The organism is Shewanella sp. 0m-8, assembly GCF_052977265.1.
Map to the genome: position 1 here is coordinate 42,400 of NZ_JBRIMB010000028.1, position 17,725 is coordinate 60,124.

At 44.3% G+C, this 17,725-nt stretch carries 21 protein-coding genes; 10 read left to right on the forward strand and 11 right to left on the reverse strand.

Annotated features, from left to right (window positions below):
• Positions 1-94: 94 nt before the first annotated feature.
• The 11 genes from ACVBIO_RS13760 to ACVBIO_RS13810 all read right to left on the reverse strand — a co-directional run bounded on the left by ACVBIO_RS13760 (position 95) and on the right by ACVBIO_RS13810 (position 8,208).
• Positions 95-370, reverse strand: coding sequence for an HPr family phosphocarrier protein (locus ACVBIO_RS13760; RefSeq protein ID WP_447159643.1), 276 nt, complete (start codon positions 368-370; stop codon positions 95-97).
• Positions 357-1,211, reverse strand: a complete 855-nt coding sequence (rapZ, locus tag ACVBIO_RS13765; RefSeq protein ID WP_447159642.1) for an RNase adapter RapZ — start codon at positions 1,209-1,211, stop codon at positions 357-359. Before rapZ ends, ACVBIO_RS13760 begins: the two co-directional genes overlap by 14 nt.
• Positions 1,212-1,417: 206 nt before the next feature.
• Positions 1,418-1,861, reverse strand: coding sequence for a PTS IIA-like nitrogen regulatory protein PtsN (gene ptsN / locus ACVBIO_RS13770; RefSeq protein WP_447159641.1), 444 nt, complete (start codon positions 1,859-1,861; stop codon positions 1,418-1,420).
• A gap of 2 nt (positions 1,862-1,863) precedes the next feature.
• A complete protein-coding gene (hpf, locus tag ACVBIO_RS13775) occupies positions 1,864-2,151 on the reverse strand; it encodes a ribosome hibernation promoting factor (protein WP_447159640.1) in 288 nt (95 codons plus the stop codon).
• A 29-nt stretch (positions 2,152-2,180) separates the two neighbouring features.
• Positions 2,181-3,644 carry an RNA polymerase factor sigma-54 gene (locus tag ACVBIO_RS13780; protein WP_447159639.1) on the reverse strand — a complete coding sequence of 488 codons (1,464 nt, stop codon included), beginning with the start codon at positions 3,642-3,644 and terminating at the stop codon, positions 2,181-2,183.
• A gap of 135 nt (positions 3,645-3,779) precedes the next feature.
• The gene (lptB, locus tag ACVBIO_RS13785; RefSeq protein ID WP_447159638.1) at positions 3,780-4,511 is read right to left on the reverse strand and encodes an LPS export ABC transporter ATP-binding protein; all 732 of its coding nucleotides are present in this window, start codon (positions 4,509-4,511) and stop codon (positions 3,780-3,782) included.
• Positions 4,508-5,047, reverse strand: coding sequence for a lipopolysaccharide transport periplasmic protein LptA (lptA, locus tag ACVBIO_RS13790; protein ID WP_447172832.1), 540 nt, complete (start codon positions 5,045-5,047; stop codon positions 4,508-4,510). The genes lptB and lptA overlap by 4 nt, the downstream gene beginning before the upstream one ends.
• A 70-nt stretch (positions 5,048-5,117) precedes the next feature.
• Positions 5,118-5,675, reverse strand: a complete 558-nt coding sequence (lptC, locus tag ACVBIO_RS13795; RefSeq protein WP_447159636.1) for an LPS export ABC transporter periplasmic protein LptC — start codon at positions 5,673-5,675, stop codon at positions 5,118-5,120.
• Complete coding sequence (gene kdsC / locus ACVBIO_RS13800; RefSeq protein WP_447159635.1) at positions 5,672-6,223, reverse strand: 3-deoxy-manno-octulosonate-8-phosphatase KdsC; 552 nt, start codon at positions 6,221-6,223, stop codon at positions 5,672-5,674. The genes lptC and kdsC overlap by 4 nt, the downstream gene beginning before the upstream one ends.
• Position 6,224: 1 nt before the next feature.
• Positions 6,225-7,202 (reverse strand): KpsF/GutQ family sugar-phosphate isomerase, encoded by a 978-nt coding sequence (locus ACVBIO_RS13805; protein ID WP_447159634.1) that lies wholly within the window; start codon positions 7,200-7,202, stop codon positions 6,225-6,227.
• Between the two features lie 46 nt (positions 7,203-7,248).
• Entirely contained in the window at positions 7,249-8,208 is a 960-nt protein-coding gene (locus tag ACVBIO_RS13810; protein WP_447159633.1) for a calcium/sodium antiporter, read from the reverse strand.
• A 174-nt stretch (positions 8,209-8,382) separates the two neighbouring features.
• On the opposite strand from ACVBIO_RS13810, the gene ACVBIO_RS13815 reads away from it, so the two are divergent.
• The 10 genes from ACVBIO_RS13815 to ACVBIO_RS13860 all read left to right on the forward strand — a co-directional run bounded on the left by ACVBIO_RS13815 (position 8,383) and on the right by ACVBIO_RS13860 (position 17,089).
• On the forward strand, positions 8,383-9,195 hold the full coding sequence (locus tag ACVBIO_RS13815) for an ATP-binding cassette domain-containing protein (protein ID WP_447159632.1): 813 nt from the start codon (positions 8,383-8,385) through the stop codon (positions 9,193-9,195).
• Complete coding sequence (gene mlaE / locus ACVBIO_RS13820; RefSeq protein WP_447159631.1) at positions 9,182-9,967, forward strand: lipid asymmetry maintenance ABC transporter permease subunit MlaE; 786 nt, start codon at positions 9,182-9,184, stop codon at positions 9,965-9,967. The genes ACVBIO_RS13815 and mlaE overlap by 14 nt, the downstream gene beginning before the upstream one ends.
• Positions 9,968-10,042: 75 nt before the next feature.
• Positions 10,043-10,513 carry an outer membrane lipid asymmetry maintenance protein MlaD gene (gene mlaD / locus ACVBIO_RS13825; RefSeq protein WP_447159630.1) on the forward strand — a complete coding sequence of 157 codons (471 nt, stop codon included), beginning with the start codon at positions 10,043-10,045 and terminating at the stop codon, positions 10,511-10,513.
• 29 nt (positions 10,514-10,542) lie between these two features.
• Positions 10,543-11,211, forward strand: a complete 669-nt coding sequence (locus ACVBIO_RS13830; RefSeq protein ID WP_447159629.1) for an MlaC/ttg2D family ABC transporter substrate-binding protein — start codon at positions 10,543-10,545, stop codon at positions 11,209-11,211.
• Positions 11,211-11,504, forward strand: a complete 294-nt coding sequence (locus ACVBIO_RS13835) for an STAS domain-containing protein (protein WP_447159628.1) — start codon at positions 11,211-11,213, stop codon at positions 11,502-11,504. Before ACVBIO_RS13830 ends, ACVBIO_RS13835 begins: the two co-directional genes overlap by 1 nt.
• Positions 11,505-11,517: 13 nt before the next feature.
• Positions 11,518-11,769: a BolA family protein gene (locus tag ACVBIO_RS13840; RefSeq protein ID WP_447159627.1), complete on the forward strand. Its 252-nt coding sequence runs from the start codon at positions 11,518-11,520 to the stop codon at positions 11,767-11,769.
• 21 nt (positions 11,770-11,790) lie between these two features.
• Positions 11,791-13,053, forward strand: a complete 1,263-nt coding sequence (gene murA / locus ACVBIO_RS13845) for a UDP-N-acetylglucosamine 1-carboxyvinyltransferase (protein ID WP_447159626.1) — start codon at positions 11,791-11,793, stop codon at positions 13,051-13,053.
• 141 nt (positions 13,054-13,194) lie between these two features.
• Complete coding sequence (locus ACVBIO_RS13850; protein ID WP_447172833.1) at positions 13,195-14,592, forward strand: ATP-binding protein; 1,398 nt, start codon at positions 13,195-13,197, stop codon at positions 14,590-14,592.
• Entirely contained in the window at positions 14,589-15,158 is a 570-nt protein-coding gene (locus tag ACVBIO_RS13855; RefSeq protein ID WP_447172834.1) for a response regulator, read from the forward strand. The genes ACVBIO_RS13850 and ACVBIO_RS13855 overlap by 4 nt, the downstream gene beginning before the upstream one ends.
• Before the next feature lie 260 nt (positions 15,159-15,418).
• The gene (locus ACVBIO_RS13860) at positions 15,419-17,089 is read left to right on the forward strand and encodes an Ig-like domain-containing protein (protein ID WP_447172835.1); all 1,671 of its coding nucleotides are present in this window, start codon (positions 15,419-15,421) and stop codon (positions 17,087-17,089) included.
• Positions 17,090-17,725 lie beyond the last annotated feature (636 nt).

Sequence of the window (17,725 nt, forward strand, 5' to 3'; positions counted from 1 at the left end):
CTCCCTCACTGGGTCGTTTTAAAGGCGCTTATCATAACGTAACTCAAGAGTATTTATGTGCGGTAGCTAGGAAATTCATTAGGAAAATAACGAATTAATTATCTTCATCAAATCTGGCATCAATTAATTGGCAAATGGCATCGAGCGCTGCTTGGGCGTCTGTCCCGGTTGCAACGAGTTGTACCGTTTTTCCCATTCCTGTTTCTAACATCAATAAGCCTAGTACACTTGTAGCCGAGGCTTGTTTCTCACCTTGAATGATGGTGATCTCAGCATCAAATTCGGAGGCTAAAACAACGAGTTTTGTGGCAGCGCGAGCGTGAAGACCTAGTTTATTGCAGATGGTAACTTCACGTTCAATGGTCGGCATTTTTTAGCTCACGGTGGCGGACTTGTATTTTATGTTTGCCATCTTTGAAGTGAGCAGCAAGGCGCTCAGTGATATAAACCGATCGGTGTTGGCCACCGGTACAGCCAATCGCAATGGTAAGGTAGCTACGGTTGTTACGTTCTAGATCGGGTAACCAAGTTTCGAGTAGATCTTCAATCTGTTTAATAAACAGGTTGACCATTGGGCGTTCATTTAAGAAATCTTGTACTGGTTGGTCGAGCCCAGTCATAGGGCGCAGGTCGGGCTCCCAATGTGGGTTTGGCAAAAATCGTACATCAAACATAAAGTCAGCTTCGGTTGGCATACCATGTTTAAAACCAAACGATTCGAAGTTGATCATCAACTCTTTATCAAGATTGCCAAGTAGGATCTCACGCACCTGATCATTAAGATCGTAAATGTTGAGATTTGAGGTATCGATATAATGATCGACAATGTTGGCTAGCGGCTCTAACAAGCGACCTTCTAGCGCAATGGCCTCTTTAAGCGAAATGTTATCGTGCGATAAAGGGTGCAGACGACGGGTCTCGTTATAACGTTTAAGTAGCACTTCATCGCTTGAGTTAAGGAAAAAGCTTAATAACTCGACCCCATCAGGCAGAAAAGTGAGGTGCTTAACCAGCTCATCTTTCTTTTCTGGCAGGTTACGAATATCGACACTGATGGCGACAAGCTTAGTGTTACCCGATAGCTCTTTGAGTAAGGTCCCCATCATTGGCAAGGGCAGGTTATCGACACAATAATAGCCGAGATCTTCTAGCATTCTTAATAGAACGGACTTACCTGAACCGGAGCGACCTGAGACTAAAACAAGCTTCATCGTATGGTTACCTGATAGACATTAAACAAAATGTATGATTTTTGTGGTTATATTGTGTAAGTGTATAGATTAACTTTTTTAAGGCTGAAAGCAAGAAGTTGAGCGGGTGAATAAGAATAAATAATATTGCTGTAATAATTACTTAGGTCTTTAAATCATTTACCTTTTGTGTAAAAAATAAATAACTTAAAGACCTGAGTAGTTAGCTATTGGGTAATGACTTGATATAGCTCTGATTCATTGCTGGTCTTTCTCAACTGCTTAACCACCGCTTTATCGTTGAGTTTTTCAGCCATACAAGACAGTGTTGCTAAATGTTGCTCACACTGATCAGATGGCACCAATAAAGCAAATAGAATATCGACAGGCTGCTTATCGAATGAGTCAAATGGGATAGGAACTTCACATTTAACCAATACTGCAACTGGACGTTCTATATTCGACAGCCTTCCATGAGGAATCGCTATACCATTACCTATTCCCGTGCTACCCATTTTCTCTCGTGCCAAGAGACTTTCAAAGATCTCTTGTGAAGAAAGGGTTGGGTACTGGACAGCGGCAATGTCACTGATTAACTCCAGTACTTTTTTCTTACTGCCCGGAGTGGCGCAGGTAGTGCACTCCGGCTGCAGGATGGTACTTAGTTCCATCGTTAGTGTTTAGTCAGCTTCTCTTTGTGTTTAATAACCTGACGATCTAGTTTATCGATCAGGGAGTCTATTGCAGCATACATATCTGCATGTTCCGAAATAGCAAATACTTCCCCTTTTTTAAGGTGAATTTTAGCTTCGGCAATCTGCTGCATTTTTTGTACATTCAAAATAACGTGCACATTATTGATCTGATCGAAATGTCGTTCAAGCTTTGTAAATTTCTCTTCTACATAACCGCGTAGTGAATCGGTGATTTCGATGTGATGTCCTGTCAGGTTGATTTGCATTATCGATCCTCCATGTGCCTAATTTTGAGTTATAAACTCTTACGTTGGTTTGAGGGCGGGATCAGCATCGCTTCTCGATATTTTGCAATCGTACGTCTAGCAACTTTAATCCCTTGTTCAGCCAGAAGCTGGGCCATTTTGCTATCGCTTAACGGTTTCCTCTGGTTTTCAGCTGCGACTAATTTCTTAATAAATGCCCTAATTGCTGTCGATGAGCATTCTCCGCCATCGTCGGTACCCACATGGCTTGAGAAGAAATATTTTAGTTCAAAAATGCCCCTTGGGGTGTGCATGTACTTCTGTGTGGTAACACGTGAAATGGTAGATTCATGCATTTCAACAGCTTCGGCAATGTCATTGAGTACCATAGGTTTCATGGCTTCTTCACCGAACTCAAAAAAGCCTTGCTGGAATTTGACGATACAGTTTGTCACTTTCAATAAGGTGTCGTTGCGGCTTTCCAGGCTCTTTATAAACCACTTAGCTTCTTGCAGGTGGCCACGGATAAATTGACCGTCGGCCTGATTCGTTGTGCTACGCGCCATTGATGCGTAATGCTGATTAACATTAATCTTAGGCATATAGTCAGGATTTAGCTCTACCACCCAGCGACCTTTTTTCTTGCTGACAGACACGTCGGGAATGACGTATTCATCTTTACTGCGTGCAATGGCAAGCCCAGGTCTTGGGTTAAGAGTTTGGATCAGTGTGATCGCCTCACGTAAATCATCCTCTTTGAGTTTGGTTTTACGCATTAACTGCCTAAAATCACGCCCCGCAATAAGGTCTAAATAGTCTTTAATCAGTAATCTTGCATTTTCAATGTGCGGTGTATCTGCGGCATATTGTGCTAGCTGGATAAGTAGGCATTCACTTAAGTTGCGGGCGGCAACACCGATAGGATCAAAATGTTGAATTCGTTTTAAAACGGCTTCGACTTCATCGAGTTCAGTTTCAGGATCGCCCATCGCTTCGAGAATTTCGTCACAGCTCTGGGTTAAATAACCTCGTTCATCGATCGCATCAATAATCGCGGTGGCGATAGCAAGATCGTTATCTGAAAATGGGGTGAGGTTCTTTTGCCACTCAAGATGCTCATATAAGCCTTCGCTAGTCTCGCCTTGGAATGGCATGTCATCTTCACGACTTACGCCTGAGCTAGCATTAGAGGAAACGGTGTAGACTTCATCCCAAGTGGTATCCATAGGCAGGTCATCGGGCATGGAATCTTGGGTGAGGGCTTCGGAGGTGTCAACGCTTGCGCTATCTTGGGTGAGTTCACTATTAGAGTCATTTACAGAGTGATCTTCATCGTTGATCATATCGCCATCTGACTGCTCTTCATCTAGCTCCAGTAACGGATTAGAATCTAATGCTTGTTGGATCTCTTGTTGCAGCTCTAAAGAAGACAGTTGTAACAGGCGAATGGCCTGTTGTAACTGGGGAGTCATAGTGAGCTGTTGACCCATTTTGAGCTGGAGTGACGCTTTCATTTTACCGCTATTCCCTACACTGTAGTTAAACGTTAAAGCTCGTTGAACTGGCGAAGGTTGCTCAAAAACTCAACACGTTGATTTTTTTGGAAATAATTCCATATTGAGTTTTTCAGCTTCCATACTGTGAATTAACTATAGCCTGAATTGTTCACCTAAGTACACCGCTCGAACCTGTTGGTTGTCCAAGATTTCGGCAGGTGTACCTTCAGCAATCAGATTTCCGTGGCTTACTATGTAAGCACGCTCACAAACGTCCAAAGTTTCGCGAACATTATGATCGGTGATCAGTACGCCCAGACCGCGACTCTTAAGTTGTTCAATAATTTTTTTAATATCGATAACTGAAATGGGGTCAACACCCGCGAACGGCTCATCTAACAAGATAAACTTTGGATTAGCTGCGAGTGCCCGAGCAATTTCTACCCGGCGGCGTTCGCCTCCAGACAATGCCATACCTTGGCTGTCACGAATGTGAGTGATATGAAACTCTTCGAGTAGATGCTCAAGTTGTTCTTCACGTTGCTCGTTATTGATGTCATGACGAGTCTGTAAGACGGCCATGATGTTGTCACGTACTGACAGCTTTCTAAAAATACTGGCTTCCTGAGGTAGGTAACCGATACCTTTACGGGCGCGTAAATGCATAGGATCGAGCGTAAGATCGTCATCATCAATAAAGATCTTACCCTTATCACTCTGTACTAGGCCAACCACCATGTAGAATGTCGTTGTTTTACCTGCACCGTTTGGGCCAAGCAAACCAACAATCTGACCTGTCTTTACGGTTAAGCTAACATCTTGTACGACGGCACGATTTTTATAGCTCTTAGCAAGATTGACCGCTTTTAAGGTGATTTGGTTCATTGCTGTTCCTGCTTTTTCGCTGGCGATTCTGGTTTCTCTTCCTGATAGGTTTCAGGCTGAATAATGGTGATAACTCTGTCATCGCCCTTGCCAGTACTTTCTGCAATAAGCTGTTGCAAACTGATGTTGTATTTAATGCGGTTACCTGTGACCTGGCTACCGTCTTGCGCTAGGGTGGCTTCGCCGACTAAGGTGAGTGTGCGCGTAGCAAGTTCGTAGCGGATCTCTTTTGCGCTAGCCGTTGCCGGGCGTCCATCATCCATTGTTTGGGTGTAAGTGGCTGGGTTACCAGTCGCCACAAGCGTTTTACCGCTCTTATCTTCTTTTGAGAAAACCCGTAGCTTATCGGCATTCATCTTGATTGTGCCCTGAGTGACTTCGACAGGCCCAAAAAAGATAACCTGATTATTCTTGATATCAGCTTCTTGGCTAGCGGCCGCAATTTTCACCTCTTGCATCAGGTCATCAACTTTAGCAACAGAGCTGAAACTGAGCAGACAAAATAGGCCTGCAAGGATAGATTGATTGTATTTCATAGCGTCCTTCTACTCAGCTAAAGCGTTTTCTTTAGCTAGTATGAGTGTAAAATTGTTCAATATGTTGGCGTTACTGAGCTTCGTAGATACCTTCTACTTGGCTGATTAGTTTTACGCTCTGGGCATTCAGGTCGGCATATAAGCCTACACCTTGAATGACGAATTCGTTGCCAGTGACGTGGATAATTTCATCTGACGTCATGATCATAGTATTCAAATCAAGATCTAAATAGCTGGTGCTTAACGTCTGTATCGGCTCTTCTGGGCTAATCGAGTCGATAATAACATTGTTTTCTAGCGTTACCTTGCCAGTGACTTTATTCAGGCTGCCTTTATCACTTTTAAGTCGCCATTCGGCTAGGCCATCATCAGGGTAAATGAGATAAACAGGCTCAGTAAAATAGGTCATATTGACGCTATCAAAGTGTTCCATGTGTTTCGCTGTTACTTCGCTATTGATGAAGCCTAACTCGTTATATTCGATGCTACGTAGATCATCGATAATATAGTCGGGTCGCTGACTTGTATCGATATTCAGCTCCTGCTCGCTTTTTTTAGACTGAACTTGCCAATAGAGCAAAAGTGCAGTGCCAAAAAGTGCGATTATCGCAAGGGTGACGCGGTTCATATACTCATCCCATGAGCTGAGTCAAACTTGTCTTGGCTTAATAGTAGTAAATCAGTGAGTTCGCGTAGGGCGCCGTGGCCGCCTTTAATATGGGTGGTCATTTTTGCATGTTGTTTTACATATGGGTGACCATCGGCCACACAAACGGAAAGACCAACCTGCTGCATAACGGGCAAGTCCACCATGTCATCACCAATATAAGCGACCTCTTCAGGGCTAACATTATAAAGTGATAGCAGTTCATTATAGGGGGCTAACTTGTTATCGACACCTTGGTAGATGTGGGTAACGCCTAGAGCGGTAAACCTGTCTTCAACGATTTGTGATTTACGACCGGTGATAATCGCCACTTGGATGCCACTAGATAATACTGAGCGTACGCCATATCCATCACGAGTATGGAATGTTTTAAGTTCTTCACCGCTGTTGCTCATATAGACTAGGCCGTCGGAAAACACGCCATCAACATCGCAAATGAGTAGTTTTATCTTGCTGGCTGCTTGCCAGACTACATCGCTAATAGGGCCGTATAAACCTTGCTTGGACATATTAAATTACTCCTGCTTTGACCATATCTAGCATGTTTAATGCGCCAACAGGCTGTTGTTTGTCGTTAATCACGATTAAACCATTAATACTCTTAGTATCCATGACTTTTAATGCTTCTGCTGCAAGCACGTTATCGGTAATGGTGACGCAGCCTTTAGTCATCACCTCTGCGATAGGAGTAGTGCGTAAATTGACTTCAGCGTCGATAACCCGGCGTAGGTCACCATCGGTGAAAATACCGACTAAGGTGTTGCTGGCATCAACAACCGCTGTCATGCCTAAGCCTTTTTTAGAGATCTCGTACAGCGCCTCAGTAATACAGATATCATTTTGCACACTTGGTAACTCACAGCCCTTATGCATGACATCACTGACTTTAAGTAGCAATTTTCGCCCTAGGCTACCGCCGGGGTGAGACAGTGCAAAGTCATCTTGAGTAAAGCCGCGCGCTTGCAATAACGCAACCGCTAGGGCATCGCCCATGACTAATGTTGCTGTGGTGCTCGACGTTGGTGCAAGCCCAAGTGGGCAAGCTTCTTCTGGTACTTCAATGCAAAGGTGCAGTTGCGCCAGCTTCGCCATATTAGAATCTGGCTTACCCGTGACAGAGATCATTGGCAGCCCCATGCGCTTAATGACTGGCATTAAGGTTAAGATCTCACTCGACTCACCTGAATTTGAAATCGCAAGTACGATATCGTTCTCACTCAATACGCCTAAGTCGCCATGGCTAGCTTCACCGGGATGCACAAAAAATGCAGGTGTACCTGTGCTGGCTAGTGTGGCTGAAATCTTGTTGCCAATGTGTCCTGATTTGCCCATGCCCATCACGATAACTTTACCTGTGCATTGCAATATTAATTGGCAAGCTTGGGCAAATTCTGAAGAGTCAATGTACTGATACAGATTATCGAGTGCTTGTTTCTCGATATCGATGACCTTAGTACCCCATTGGCGTAGTTGATTTGCATCTACCATTTCTTGGTCTCTCTTTAAATTGCTGCTTAACGTATCGCACCCATTGCTAAGATAGGAAGAGTAATGCCTGGTATGCGATAAATGTAATAAGTAATACTACGCCATGCCATGGTTTTAGCTGTCTGGCGCGTCCAGATAATAAGATCAGTATTGCAAGTGCGCTGCTTGTTGCAAGCACCATATAAAAATCACGGGTACTCGCCGCTGCATCAACAGCGCCAGGCGCTATAATGCCAGGTATAGCAAGTACCGCTAGAATATTGAATAAGTTTGAACCAACTATGTTACCGATCGCAAGGTCATCTTCTTTTTTTAAGACTCCGGCAATACAAGCGGCGAGTTCTGGCAGACTGGTACCGACTGCAATAATGGTTAAACCGATAACTAAATCAGACAAATGATACGCTTTAGCGATCCCTACTGCACCTTGTACCATCCAGTCTGCGGATAATGGTAACAATACCATACCCACAATCAGCCATAAAATGGCTTTACCCGTTGGGACGTCGGCAGGCACTTCGCTTTCTGCTTCAACGGCTAATGCATCTTTGTCTTTACTGTTTAAGCCATGCCAGATTAGGTAACCCATTAAAGCGATAAATAGCACTAATAAGCTAATGCCTTCGATACGGGTTAAAAAACCATCGTAAAGAAAGTAACCTACAATCACTGTAGCGACTAGCATCATTGGGATTTCACGTTTGAGTGTCTGTGAGCTCACCGAAATTGCGCCGAGCAAAGCGGTGATCCCCAAAATTAAAGTGATGTTAGCGATGTTAGAACCTAGTACGTTACCAATTGCGGTATCAGTCATGCCTTCGAGTGATGCGGTCGCCGCAACGAACATTTCAGGAGCCGAACTCCCCATAGCGACAATCGTTAAACCAATAAGCATTGGCGGTAAACCAAGGTTACGAGCAAAGGCTGCTGCACCGTAAACAAACTTATCGGCACTCCAAACAAGGGCGCCTAAGCCTGCGACTAACATAAAAATATTAAATAACATCGATTCTTAGTATTTTGGGGTATAGCCGCGTATTTTCGCTGTAATTGAAGAAAAATGAAAGTATTGAGGTGAGATAGTCTTGATTTGGTTGTGCCTCTTTAGTCAATTACGTACAATTTCTCCCTTTCCGGTACGGAAAACGGAAGTTTCCATTATTAGATGCAGGGTGCTTGCATGACTGAAATCCCCAAAACATTGGTTGAAACTCAAGGTATGACCTTTAGCCGCGGCGAACGTGTCATTTTTCAAGATGTCAGCCTGTCGATACCTCAGGGTAAAGTTACCGCGATCATGGGCCCAAGCGGTATCGGAAAAACCACACTACTTAAGCTTATTGGTGGGCAGTTAACCCCTGATAGCGGAACAGTAAAATTCGATGGCGTAGACGTACATAAGTGCAGCCGCAGTGAACTGTTTGCTCTGCGTAAACGTATGAGTATGCTGTTTCAAAGTGGTGCGCTGTTTACCGACATGAATGTATTCGATAATGTTGCTTTTGCACTAAGAGAGCATTCAGGTCTACCAGAAGAGATTATTCGCCGAATCGTATTGATGAAACTCGAAGCCGTAGGGCTTAGAGGCGCCGCGCAGATGATGCCGACAGAGCTGTCCGGTGGTATGCAGCGCCGAGCAGCATTAGCACGCGCAATTGCATTAGAACCTGAGATGGTGCTTTACGATGAGCCATTTGCGGGGCAAGATCCGATCTCTATGGGAGTGCTGGTTAAGCTTATTCGTGAGCTGTCAGATGCACTCAATCTCACTTCTGTTGTGGTATCTCATGATGTGGTAGAAGTGCTTGGCATTGCAGATTACGTCTATGTGTTGGCAGACAAGCGCATTATTGCTCACGGTACACCAGAAGAGCTGCGTTTGGCCGATAATCCGCAATTAAAGCAATTTATTGGCGGCGAACCCGACGGCCCGGTGCCGTTTCACTATCCTGCAGAAGATTATAAGAAGGAACTACTCCGTGAGCTTGATTGATCAAATTGCGCGATTAGGTAAGTCTGCAATTGAGTTAGTGGTAGGGCTTGGACAAGCCGGCTTAATGCTATGGGGCGCAATTGCACATCGCCCAAGATTTCGAAAAGGCACCCCATTACTGCTAAAGCAGTTGTATGTTGTGGGCGTGCAGTCGATGGTGATTATCTTGGTTTCGGGTCTGTTTATCGGCATGGTACTCGCGCTGCAGGGCTATAATATTCTTGTGGGCTTTGGCACTGAAGAAAGTCTTGGGCCGATGGTGGCTTTGAGCTTATTAAGGGAGTTAGGCCCGGTAGTGACTGCGCTACTGTTTGCTGGCCGAGCAGGTTCGGCGCTAACGGCAGAGCTTGGTCTAATGAAGAGTACCGAACAGTTGGCGAGTCTAGAAATGATGGCTATCGACCCGCTTAGGCAAATTATTGCACCACGTTTTTGGGCGGGAGTGATCAGTTTGCCATTGCTAGCCTTGATGTTTACTGCTGTAGGGATCTATGGTGGCCACATAGTTGGTGTGGAGTGGAAGGGCATTGATAGTGGTAGTTTTTGGTCGATATTGCAGGCGTCAGTTGAGTGGCGACAAGACATTGTTAACTGCATTATCAAGAGCTTTTTATTTGCGGTGGTGGTGACATGGATTGCACTTTATCGTGGCTATCATGTTATCCCTAATCCTGAAGGGATTAGCCGTGCAACGACGCAGACGGTAGTTCAATCGAGCCTAGCAGTTTTAGCATTGGACTTTTTGCTGACAGCGATGATGTTTGGCCAGTAATTTTTACGGTGACGCAGGAAGCTTCCACGTCGTTAATTATTGTTTAGATTTATTGAATAGAGTGGTAAATGAGTTATGTTGACAAGGAAAATTGAGATTCTAGTCGGTCTATTTTTATTGTCCGGGTTGGCAGCCTTTTTAGTATTGGTGTTTAACGTTGCCAACGTCGAGGTCAAATCGGGCGATAGCAGTTATACGCTGTACGCCAAGTTTAGTAATATTGGTGGTCTTAAGGTACGCTCTCCCGTTAAAGTGGGTGGCGTGGTGGTTGGTCGTGTGAGCGAAATCAATCTTGACCCTGAGAAGTTGGTGCCAGTAGTCAGCATCGCCATGGATAAGCGTTATCAGTATTTTCCAGAAACCAGCACCTTATCTATTTTAACCTCAGGCCTGTTAGGTGAGCAGTTTTTAGGGCTAACGCCAGGGTTTATGGACGACGATATTGAATTGTTAGCCGATGGCGACAGTATTGAGGACACCCACTCAGCACTAGTATTAGAAGACTTGATTGGTCAGTTGCTGTATAGCATGGGTTCAAAGGATTAACCTTCGGTAAGCTATTGGAGTATACGAATATGTTTAAAAGTATTTATCGCAGCATTATGTTCGTCTTGATGGCGGTGTGTAGTCTAGGTGCGCAGGCTGCAGACGCAGTGGCAAGTGCTGATATCGACCAAACCAATCCTTTTACTATGGTTGAAGAGGTCGCAAATAAGACCTTTGCGCGTTTTCATCAAGATGAAAAGCTGATTGCCTCAGATCCGGATCATTTAAAAGTGATTGTGACGGAAGAGTTGATGCCGTATATCGACTATAAATACGCATCTTATAAGGTGTTAGGCCAGTATTTACGTGAGACGAGCAAAGATCAACGTGACCGTTTTGTTGAGGCATTTCGAGACTATTTGGTTTCAACCTATGCGCAAGCGTTTACTGAATATACCGACCAAACTGTAGAATATGGTAGAGCTGAAGATTTTGCCGATGAAAAGTTTGTCAGTGTTAATGTGCAAGTTGTTGAACAAGGCCGCCCTCCAATTAAGTTGCAGTTTAAAGCGCGTCGCTTAAAAAACGGTACATGGAAAGCGTTTGACTTAGTTGCTGAAGGGGTAAGCTTGTTATCATCGAAGCAATCAGAGATTACTAACCTTGTTCGCCAACAAGGTATTGAGTCAGTGATAACCATGCTCAAAGAACGCACTGCTGAGCGCATTGACTTAAACGCCAAAGAGAAACAGAGTTAGTGGCAAGTTTTAAGCAGCAAGGGATTAACTGTGCAGTATCGGGTCGATTAGATCAAGATGCGGTACGTAGTCTATGGAATAGCCGCAATAGTATTTTAGCGCCAGAGACTGCATTTTTGCAGCTTTCTGGCATTGAGTATTGTGACAGCGCCGGGGTGGCATTTTTACTTGAGTTCGTCAGTATATTTGCCGCCAAAGGTGCAAGCCTTAAGTTAGTCTCGCCTTCAGAGCAGCTTAAGAAATTTATTATATTATACGATTTAAACGACTTCTTTATTGAAGAAGCTAAGTAAGGTGAATAGTTCCATGGAATGCAAAGAAATTGAAACCATCCTTTTAGACGCGCTTTCTTTAGAGGAAGTTAAAGTGACCCAAGAAGGGACACACTACAAGATTGTTGCTGTAGGTGAGTGCTTTGACGGCATGGGACGAGTGAAACAACAACAGACAATTTACGGCCCATTAATGGCCCGCATTACTAGCGGTGAGTTACACGCTATTACGATTAATGCATTCACGCCAACACAATGGAAGCGTGAAAAAGTTTTTAATATGTAATCGCGGATTTAGAGAGTTAAAGTGGATAAATTAAAAATAGAAGCAAGTGGTGCACTTGCTGGAAACGTGGTTATCTCAGGTGCTAAAAACGCTGCCTTGCCAATCTTAATGGCGGGCGTGCTGGCCGAGACAGACTTCAATGTTTCTAACGTACCAAATCTAAGAGATGTGAACACAAGCTGCGAATTGCTTCGCTGCTTAGGTGCTGAAGTGACTCGCTCTGGCACAGATAAAGTGTGTATCTCAACAACCAATCTAAATGAGTTTTGCGCGCCGTATGAGTTAGTAAAAACCATGCGTGCATCGATTCTTATTTTGGGCCCTTTACTTGCACGATACGGCACTGCCGATGTGTCTTTGCCTGGTGGCTGCGCCATCGGTGCGCGCCCAGTTAACTTGCATTTGCAAGGTCTTGAGCAGATGGGCGCACAGATTGAAGTGCAAGAGGGCTACATTAAGGCTCGTGTTGATGGCCGCCTAAAAGGCGCGCATATCTTTATGGATATGATTAGCGTTGGCGCGACAGAAAACTTGCTAATGGCAGCATCATTGGCCGATGGTGAAACCATTATCGAAAACGCTGCCCGTGAGCCTGAAGTGGTCGATCTGGCAAACTGCTTGATTGCTATGGGTGCTAAAATTGAAGGTGCGGGTACCGATACCGTGCGTATTCAAGGTGTTGAATCGCTAAAAGGCTGTGATTACAAAGTCATGCCAGATCGCATTGAAACCGGTAGTTTCCTGGTTGCTGCGGCTGTGACCCGTGGCAAAATCCGTTGTACTAAAGCGGATCCTAAGTCACTTGAAGCGGTTTTGGCAAAGCTTGAAGATGCAGGCGCAAACATCACCACAGGTGATGACTGGATTGAGTTAGATATGCAGGGCAAGCGCCCTAAAGCTGTCAATATCAAAACAGTGGCGTACCCAGGTTTCCCTACTGATATGCAAGCGCAGTTCTGTGTGTTAAACGCACTCGCTGAAGGCACGTCAACCATTACCGAAACGATTTTTGAAAATCGCTTTATGCATGTTCCTGAGTTAAGCCGTATGGGCGCAACGATGGAGCTTGAAGGCAATACGTGTATTATTCATGGTATTGAAAAGCTTAATGGTGCTCAGGTGATGGCAACGGATCTACGTGCGTCAGCAAGCTTAGTGATTGCAGGCCTTGTGGCTGAAGGAACCACTATCGTCGATCGTATTTACCACTTAGATCGTGGTTACGAGCATATTGAAGACAAATTTAAGGGATTGGGCGGACACGTCGAGCGCGTTAAGTCTTAAGATAAATCCTGGTGCAACAAAGAAGCCACTTAAGTTTTTTACTTAAGTGGCTTTTTATTTTTTGAACTCACGCAACTTACAACCTGACGAAACAAGAAGCAGATCAAATCATACTTAATAGGTAGGTGCTAAGGTGTACCCATGCCTGTTTTTGTCACGTTTAATATTTATCTTTTCTACGGCCTCGTTTTTTTCTCGATGGGCTGCGCCGTCCTGTTTCGTAACTTTCGTTATAGTCAGCTAAAAATTGCCCCCACATTATGGGCGCTAGCGGTTTTTGGGTTTTCCCATGCGTTTCATGAATGGTCAGAGCTTTACGTGCTCATTTTTTCCGATGATATCGCACCTGAATATCGCCTACTGACACAATGGCTCTGCTTGGTAAAGCTATTTTTATCCTACGCGGCCTTGATGGTATTTGCTTGGTTGATATTAACCATTAGCAATAAATGCCTTGCTTATATCGGACATGGACTGATTATCGCCTTGTTGCTTAGTTACGGTTATTTAGTGATCCCTGACTTGCACCACCTCTCAGTGAACAAAACCGGGTTTGAAGAAGCGAGCCGCTATACGCGTAGCTTGATCGGGTTTGGTTCTGCGGCTTTAGCGGGTATTGGTATGATGGTTTATGGCAACAGTTTGCGTCAAGATGAGCATGGTTATGGTCAGTACTTTGCTCTTTGTGGTGTTGGGTTAATGATCTACGGAGTGCTATCAGGTTTGGTGCCCACGGATTATCATCATAGCGTACCTGTGTTAAGAACCTTAGCCGGTGGTCTTATCTTAATTGCACTGTTTAAGGCGCTTAAAGTCTTTGATGTAGAAAAAGAGCAAGCCACAGAAGCAAAACTTAAGCGAGCTATTGAAGCTGATAAGTACAAGGCGATTGGTCAGTTGGCCATGGGGGTTGCCCATGAAATTAATAACCCGCTAGCCTCATCGACATTAGCGCTCGATCTTTGGGAGCGAAAACACCCACAAAGATCAGAGTCTGAAGCCAATTACTTAAGCCGCGTCCGCCTAGGGATTGAAAGAGCCTCTTCAATTAGTAAAGAGTTACTCAGTTATGCGAGGCCTGCTTCGGGCAAGCGTAGTTTTATCGCCATTAACAATGTACTCGATTCGGCCGTAAAGTTACTGGCACACCGCACTAAGCAGCATCACATTGAGCTTGAATGCAGTGCGAGTATCATTTTATATGCAGAAAAAATTAAGCTCGAAGAGCTGTTTATTAATTTGCTTTGCAATGCCATTGACGCCTCTCATCCCCATAGCGCTATTCTTATAAAAGCCACTCAAGATGATGAGAAGGTCCATATTTCAGTTGAAGATTCGGGTAACGGCATGACTCCTGAGCAACTGTCTCGCGCAACAGAACTGTTCTACTCCAGCAAGGCAATAGGGCAAGGTACGGGTTTAGGTTTAGCGATTTGCGAGCAAATCGTGTCTCTACATAATGGGAAAATGCATATTGTGAGCAGTAAAGAACAAGGCACACGAGTTGAACTCACTTTTTATCGGGGGCACCATTCATGACCGCAATTTTACTGGCTGAAGACGATATTGAACTGAGCGAAAATATAGTTGAAATTCTAGAGTTAGAAGGGTTTTCCGTTACAGCAGTGACGAGTGCTGAAGCAGCGATTGAGGCGAGTGATAGGCAGCACTTCGATATTACATTGATGGACTTGTTGATGTCTGGTATGACAGGGGTTGAAGCAATTTCTAATTTGCGTCAAAACCAGCCTTTAATCGCAGTAATAATTATCACAGCCTATGCGACTGTCGATACCGCTGTGGATGCCATGAAAAAGGGCGCAGACAGTGTGATGACTAAACCCTTTAAAAGCCATGAGCTGATCGTAACGATAAGACGAAGTCTAGCCGAGAAGCAACTATTTAAGAGTCGTAGCGATCTTGATCCAGATTTAGTTTACAGCGCGCTGGCAAACACTTACCGGCGTAAAGCACTTAAAGTGTTAGCTGCCCATAAAGGGGTTAAATTTATGGATCTTTGCCGCTTAGTTGAAATTGAGGACCATACTAAGTTTAATTTCCACCTACGCCTTCTTAAAGAAGGCTGGGCTTGTTACGCAAAATGAGAGCAAGATCTACATTCTGACCAATACTGGTCAATTTGTGATAACAAATCACAACATTTCTCATGGTTAAAATATCTTATTAAACAATGCTCTAGCCGGTAGTTGATAACTATAGTTCACAACTCTTTGGTAGCAGTGAACTCTAGTTATCTATCTCTTTAGTAGTAACTCTTCAATACTTGAAACATGTCCAAAGAGGCATATCAATCGCCATTCCCTGCAACGTTGGCGATGTGAATAGCAATGTTGAGGATGAACTTATGAACACAACAATTCCATGTAAAAAACTATTACTCGCGAGCATGATAACCATGTTGGTTGCTTGTGGTAGTGATAACGATAATGAAAACTTACCCGTTGAGAATACTCCCCCTGTCGCTGTGGCCGATATTGCCAATGTGTTGGCAACTGAGGTTGTTACAATTGATGTGCTTGCCAATGATACCGATGCCGATGGTGATAGCTTAACTATTGTTTCTGTTGACTCTGATAGTGCCGTGATAAAAGGCGGTAAGGTTGACTTCACGGCTGGCTCTGAAGCGGGCGAAGTGAAGTTTAACTATACAATAACCGACGGCACTGATGAAGCATCTGCTGTGGTGACTGTGACTGTTGAGGCGCAACCTGAGCCTGAGCCGCTAACTTATGTTGGCAGCGCGGCATGTGCGGGATGTCATAGTGGTAAATATGAGACCTTTAGTAAAACAGGTCATAATTTTAAGATCCAAAAAATTGCTAACGGTGAGCAACCTGCTTTCCCCTATACTCCTGAGGAGTCGATTACAGGAGCTATTAACTTACTTCAATTTGCAGGCCCTGATGCTGACGGCACAACGAACAACGCCTTAGGTGCACCAACAAGCTATGACGATGTTACTTATGTCGTCGGTGGTTACCATTGGAAGATGCGCTGGTTAGATGCCGATGGTTATATCGTTACTGGTACCAATGTGCAGTACAACATACGTAACGCAGAGGGTGAGCTTAATATCCCCGATAACCACCTTAATGACCCCGATGTGATGGGTAACTATAAAACGGGTGATATGAACTACCAATACAAGTGTGGTAATTGTCATACTACTGGTTGGAAACGCACTACCGAAGGAGATGATGTTCGTAATCTAGAACGTCAAGATGACCTACCAGGTATGGGCGGCACATTTGCTGAGCAAGGTATTCAGTGTGAATCTTGTCATGGCGCGGGTAGTGAACATATCGCTGCACCATCAAAAGATAATATCACTAAGATAGCTATGGCCCGCACTACGGAAGACTTCTTAGCTGAAGATATGGCTTTTGGTAAAGCGGTTACTTGTGCTGAGTGTCATACTCGTGATGGTGAGAAAGATTATCCAACTTTTGTCAGTGCTTATAACGTTGCCTTCCCTGACGGTAGCAAGGTGGGTGGCCGTATTATTGCGAAAGGTGGATTAGCGCAGCATCACCAAACTGGCGATGAAATGCTAGGTGTGGTTCCTGAGGATCATGGTACTTACAAAGCGGGCGAAGAGATTGGTCCTAAGAAAGATATGACTTGTACCACTTGTCATGACTCTCACAAATCAACGGTCAATCAAGACAGCGCTGATGGTTTACACACTGGTGCAGTGAAAGAGTGTACCGCTTGTCATGATAAAGAGTTTGCTGAAAACACTTGGGCTGCTGGGCCGCATAAAGCCGCTGAGTGTACGGATTGTCATATGCCAAAGCTTGCCAAGAGCGCCGTCACTCATTTAGGTGAAGATGGCACAACAGTATTTGGTGATGTGAAGTCTCACTTGTTCACTATTGACCTTGACCCCGCTGCGAAGCAGTTCACCGAAGATGGCAAGTTCCAAATGCCATGGTCTACCGCACAATACTCTTGTGGTGAGTGTCATGCAGACTATACACAGAGGGCTGAGGCGTTACCTAAAATCCATAAATAACAATAAGCTCATCATCATTATTTAGTCCCTCCCGACAAGCCACGCTAAGCTATGTAGCGTGGCTTTTTTTGTGGGGATTTCGCTGAGTAACACACCGCGAGAGTGAATAAGGTTTAATCTGAACAGATGAGCGGTTGCCTACAGTTTGTTAGGCTGAGATTTAGGGAAGTAGAAAAGGAGAACATCATAGTTTCATGGATGAGAGTCGCTATCTTAGCCGGGTTAATTTGCGCAGCGATAGGGTGTTATGTGGCGGGAATAGCAAAAGGTGTAAAAGGCTTCGTTATTTTAGGCGTGCTATTTGAATTGGCATTTTGGGTTGGTCTGTTCAAACAAAATAGCAGGTTCTAGGAGAGGCTAAGAAAGATCCTCGGTTCTAGGAAAGCAGGTAAAGCCAAGAAGGTAAAGCCAAGAAGGTAAAGCCAAGAAGGTAAAGCTAAGGCGGTAAAGGCCAATTGGGTTGAGACTGTTAAAGCTGGTACAAGAGCAAGTCGATTCAGCAAGAGAATAAGCATTAAATGAAAAAGGCAAAACAGCTGATGCTGTTTTGCCTTTTCGCGGAGGGTGTAACAGATTCTGTGTAACTGCAGTTTTAGTTAATATGTTTCACAAGTCTGTCTTCAAACTCAATAATAA

Excerpts from the sequence above, each read along its gene's own strand:
- ACVBIO_RS13810 (WP_447159633.1), bottom strand. The coding sequence starts at position 8,208 with ATGTTATTTAATATTTTTATGTTAGTCGCAGGCTTAGGCGCCCTTGTT.
- ACVBIO_RS13855 (WP_447172834.1), top strand. The coding sequence starts at position 14,589 with ATGACCGCAATTTTACTGGCTGAAGACGATATTGAACTGAGCGAAAAT.
- ptsN (WP_447159641.1), bottom strand. The coding sequence starts at position 1,861 with ATGGAACTAAGTACCATCCTGCAGCCGGAGTGCACTACCTGCGCCACT.
- mlaD (WP_447159630.1), top strand. The coding sequence starts at position 10,043 with ATGTTGACAAGGAAAATTGAGATTCTAGTCGGTCTATTTTTATTGTCC.
- ACVBIO_RS13830 (WP_447159629.1), top strand. The coding sequence starts at position 10,543 with ATGTTTAAAAGTATTTATCGCAGCATTATGTTCGTCTTGATGGCGGTG.
- ACVBIO_RS13840 (WP_447159627.1), top strand. The coding sequence starts at position 11,518 with ATGGAATGCAAAGAAATTGAAACCATCCTTTTAGACGCGCTTTCTTTA.
- kdsC (WP_447159635.1), bottom strand. The coding sequence starts at position 6,223 with ATGTCCAAGCAAGGTTTATACGGCCCTATTAGCGATGTAGTCTGGCAA.
- ACVBIO_RS13760 (WP_447159643.1), bottom strand. The coding sequence starts at position 370 with ATGCCGACCATTGAACGTGAAGTTACCATCTGCAATAAACTAGGTCTT.
- lptB (WP_447159638.1), bottom strand. The coding sequence starts at position 4,511 with ATGAACCAAATCACCTTAAAAGCGGTCAATCTTGCTAAGAGCTATAAA.
- hpf (WP_447159640.1), bottom strand. The coding sequence starts at position 2,151 with ATGCAAATCAACCTGACAGGACATCACATCGAAATCACCGATTCACTA.
- ACVBIO_RS13850 (WP_447172833.1), top strand. The coding sequence starts at position 13,195 with ATGCCTGTTTTTGTCACGTTTAATATTTATCTTTTCTACGGCCTCGTT.
- rapZ (WP_447159642.1), bottom strand. The coding sequence starts at position 1,211 with ATGAAGCTTGTTTTAGTCTCAGGTCGCTCCGGTTCAGGTAAGTCCGTT.
- ACVBIO_RS13780 (WP_447159639.1), bottom strand. The coding sequence starts at position 3,644 with ATGAAAGCGTCACTCCAGCTCAAAATGGGTCAACAGCTCACTATGACT.
- ACVBIO_RS13860 (WP_447172835.1), top strand. The coding sequence starts at position 15,419 with ATGAACACAACAATTCCATGTAAAAAACTATTACTCGCGAGCATGATA.
- ACVBIO_RS13805 (WP_447159634.1), bottom strand. The coding sequence starts at position 7,202 with ATGGTAGATGCAAATCAACTACGCCAATGGGGTACTAAGGTCATCGAT.
- lptA (WP_447172832.1), bottom strand. The coding sequence starts at position 5,047 with ATGAAATACAATCAATCTATCCTTGCAGGCCTATTTTGTCTGCTCAGT.
- ACVBIO_RS13815 (WP_447159632.1), top strand. The coding sequence starts at position 8,383 with ATGACTGAAATCCCCAAAACATTGGTTGAAACTCAAGGTATGACCTTT.
- lptC (WP_447159636.1), bottom strand. The coding sequence starts at position 5,675 with ATGAACCGCGTCACCCTTGCGATAATCGCACTTTTTGGCACTGCACTT.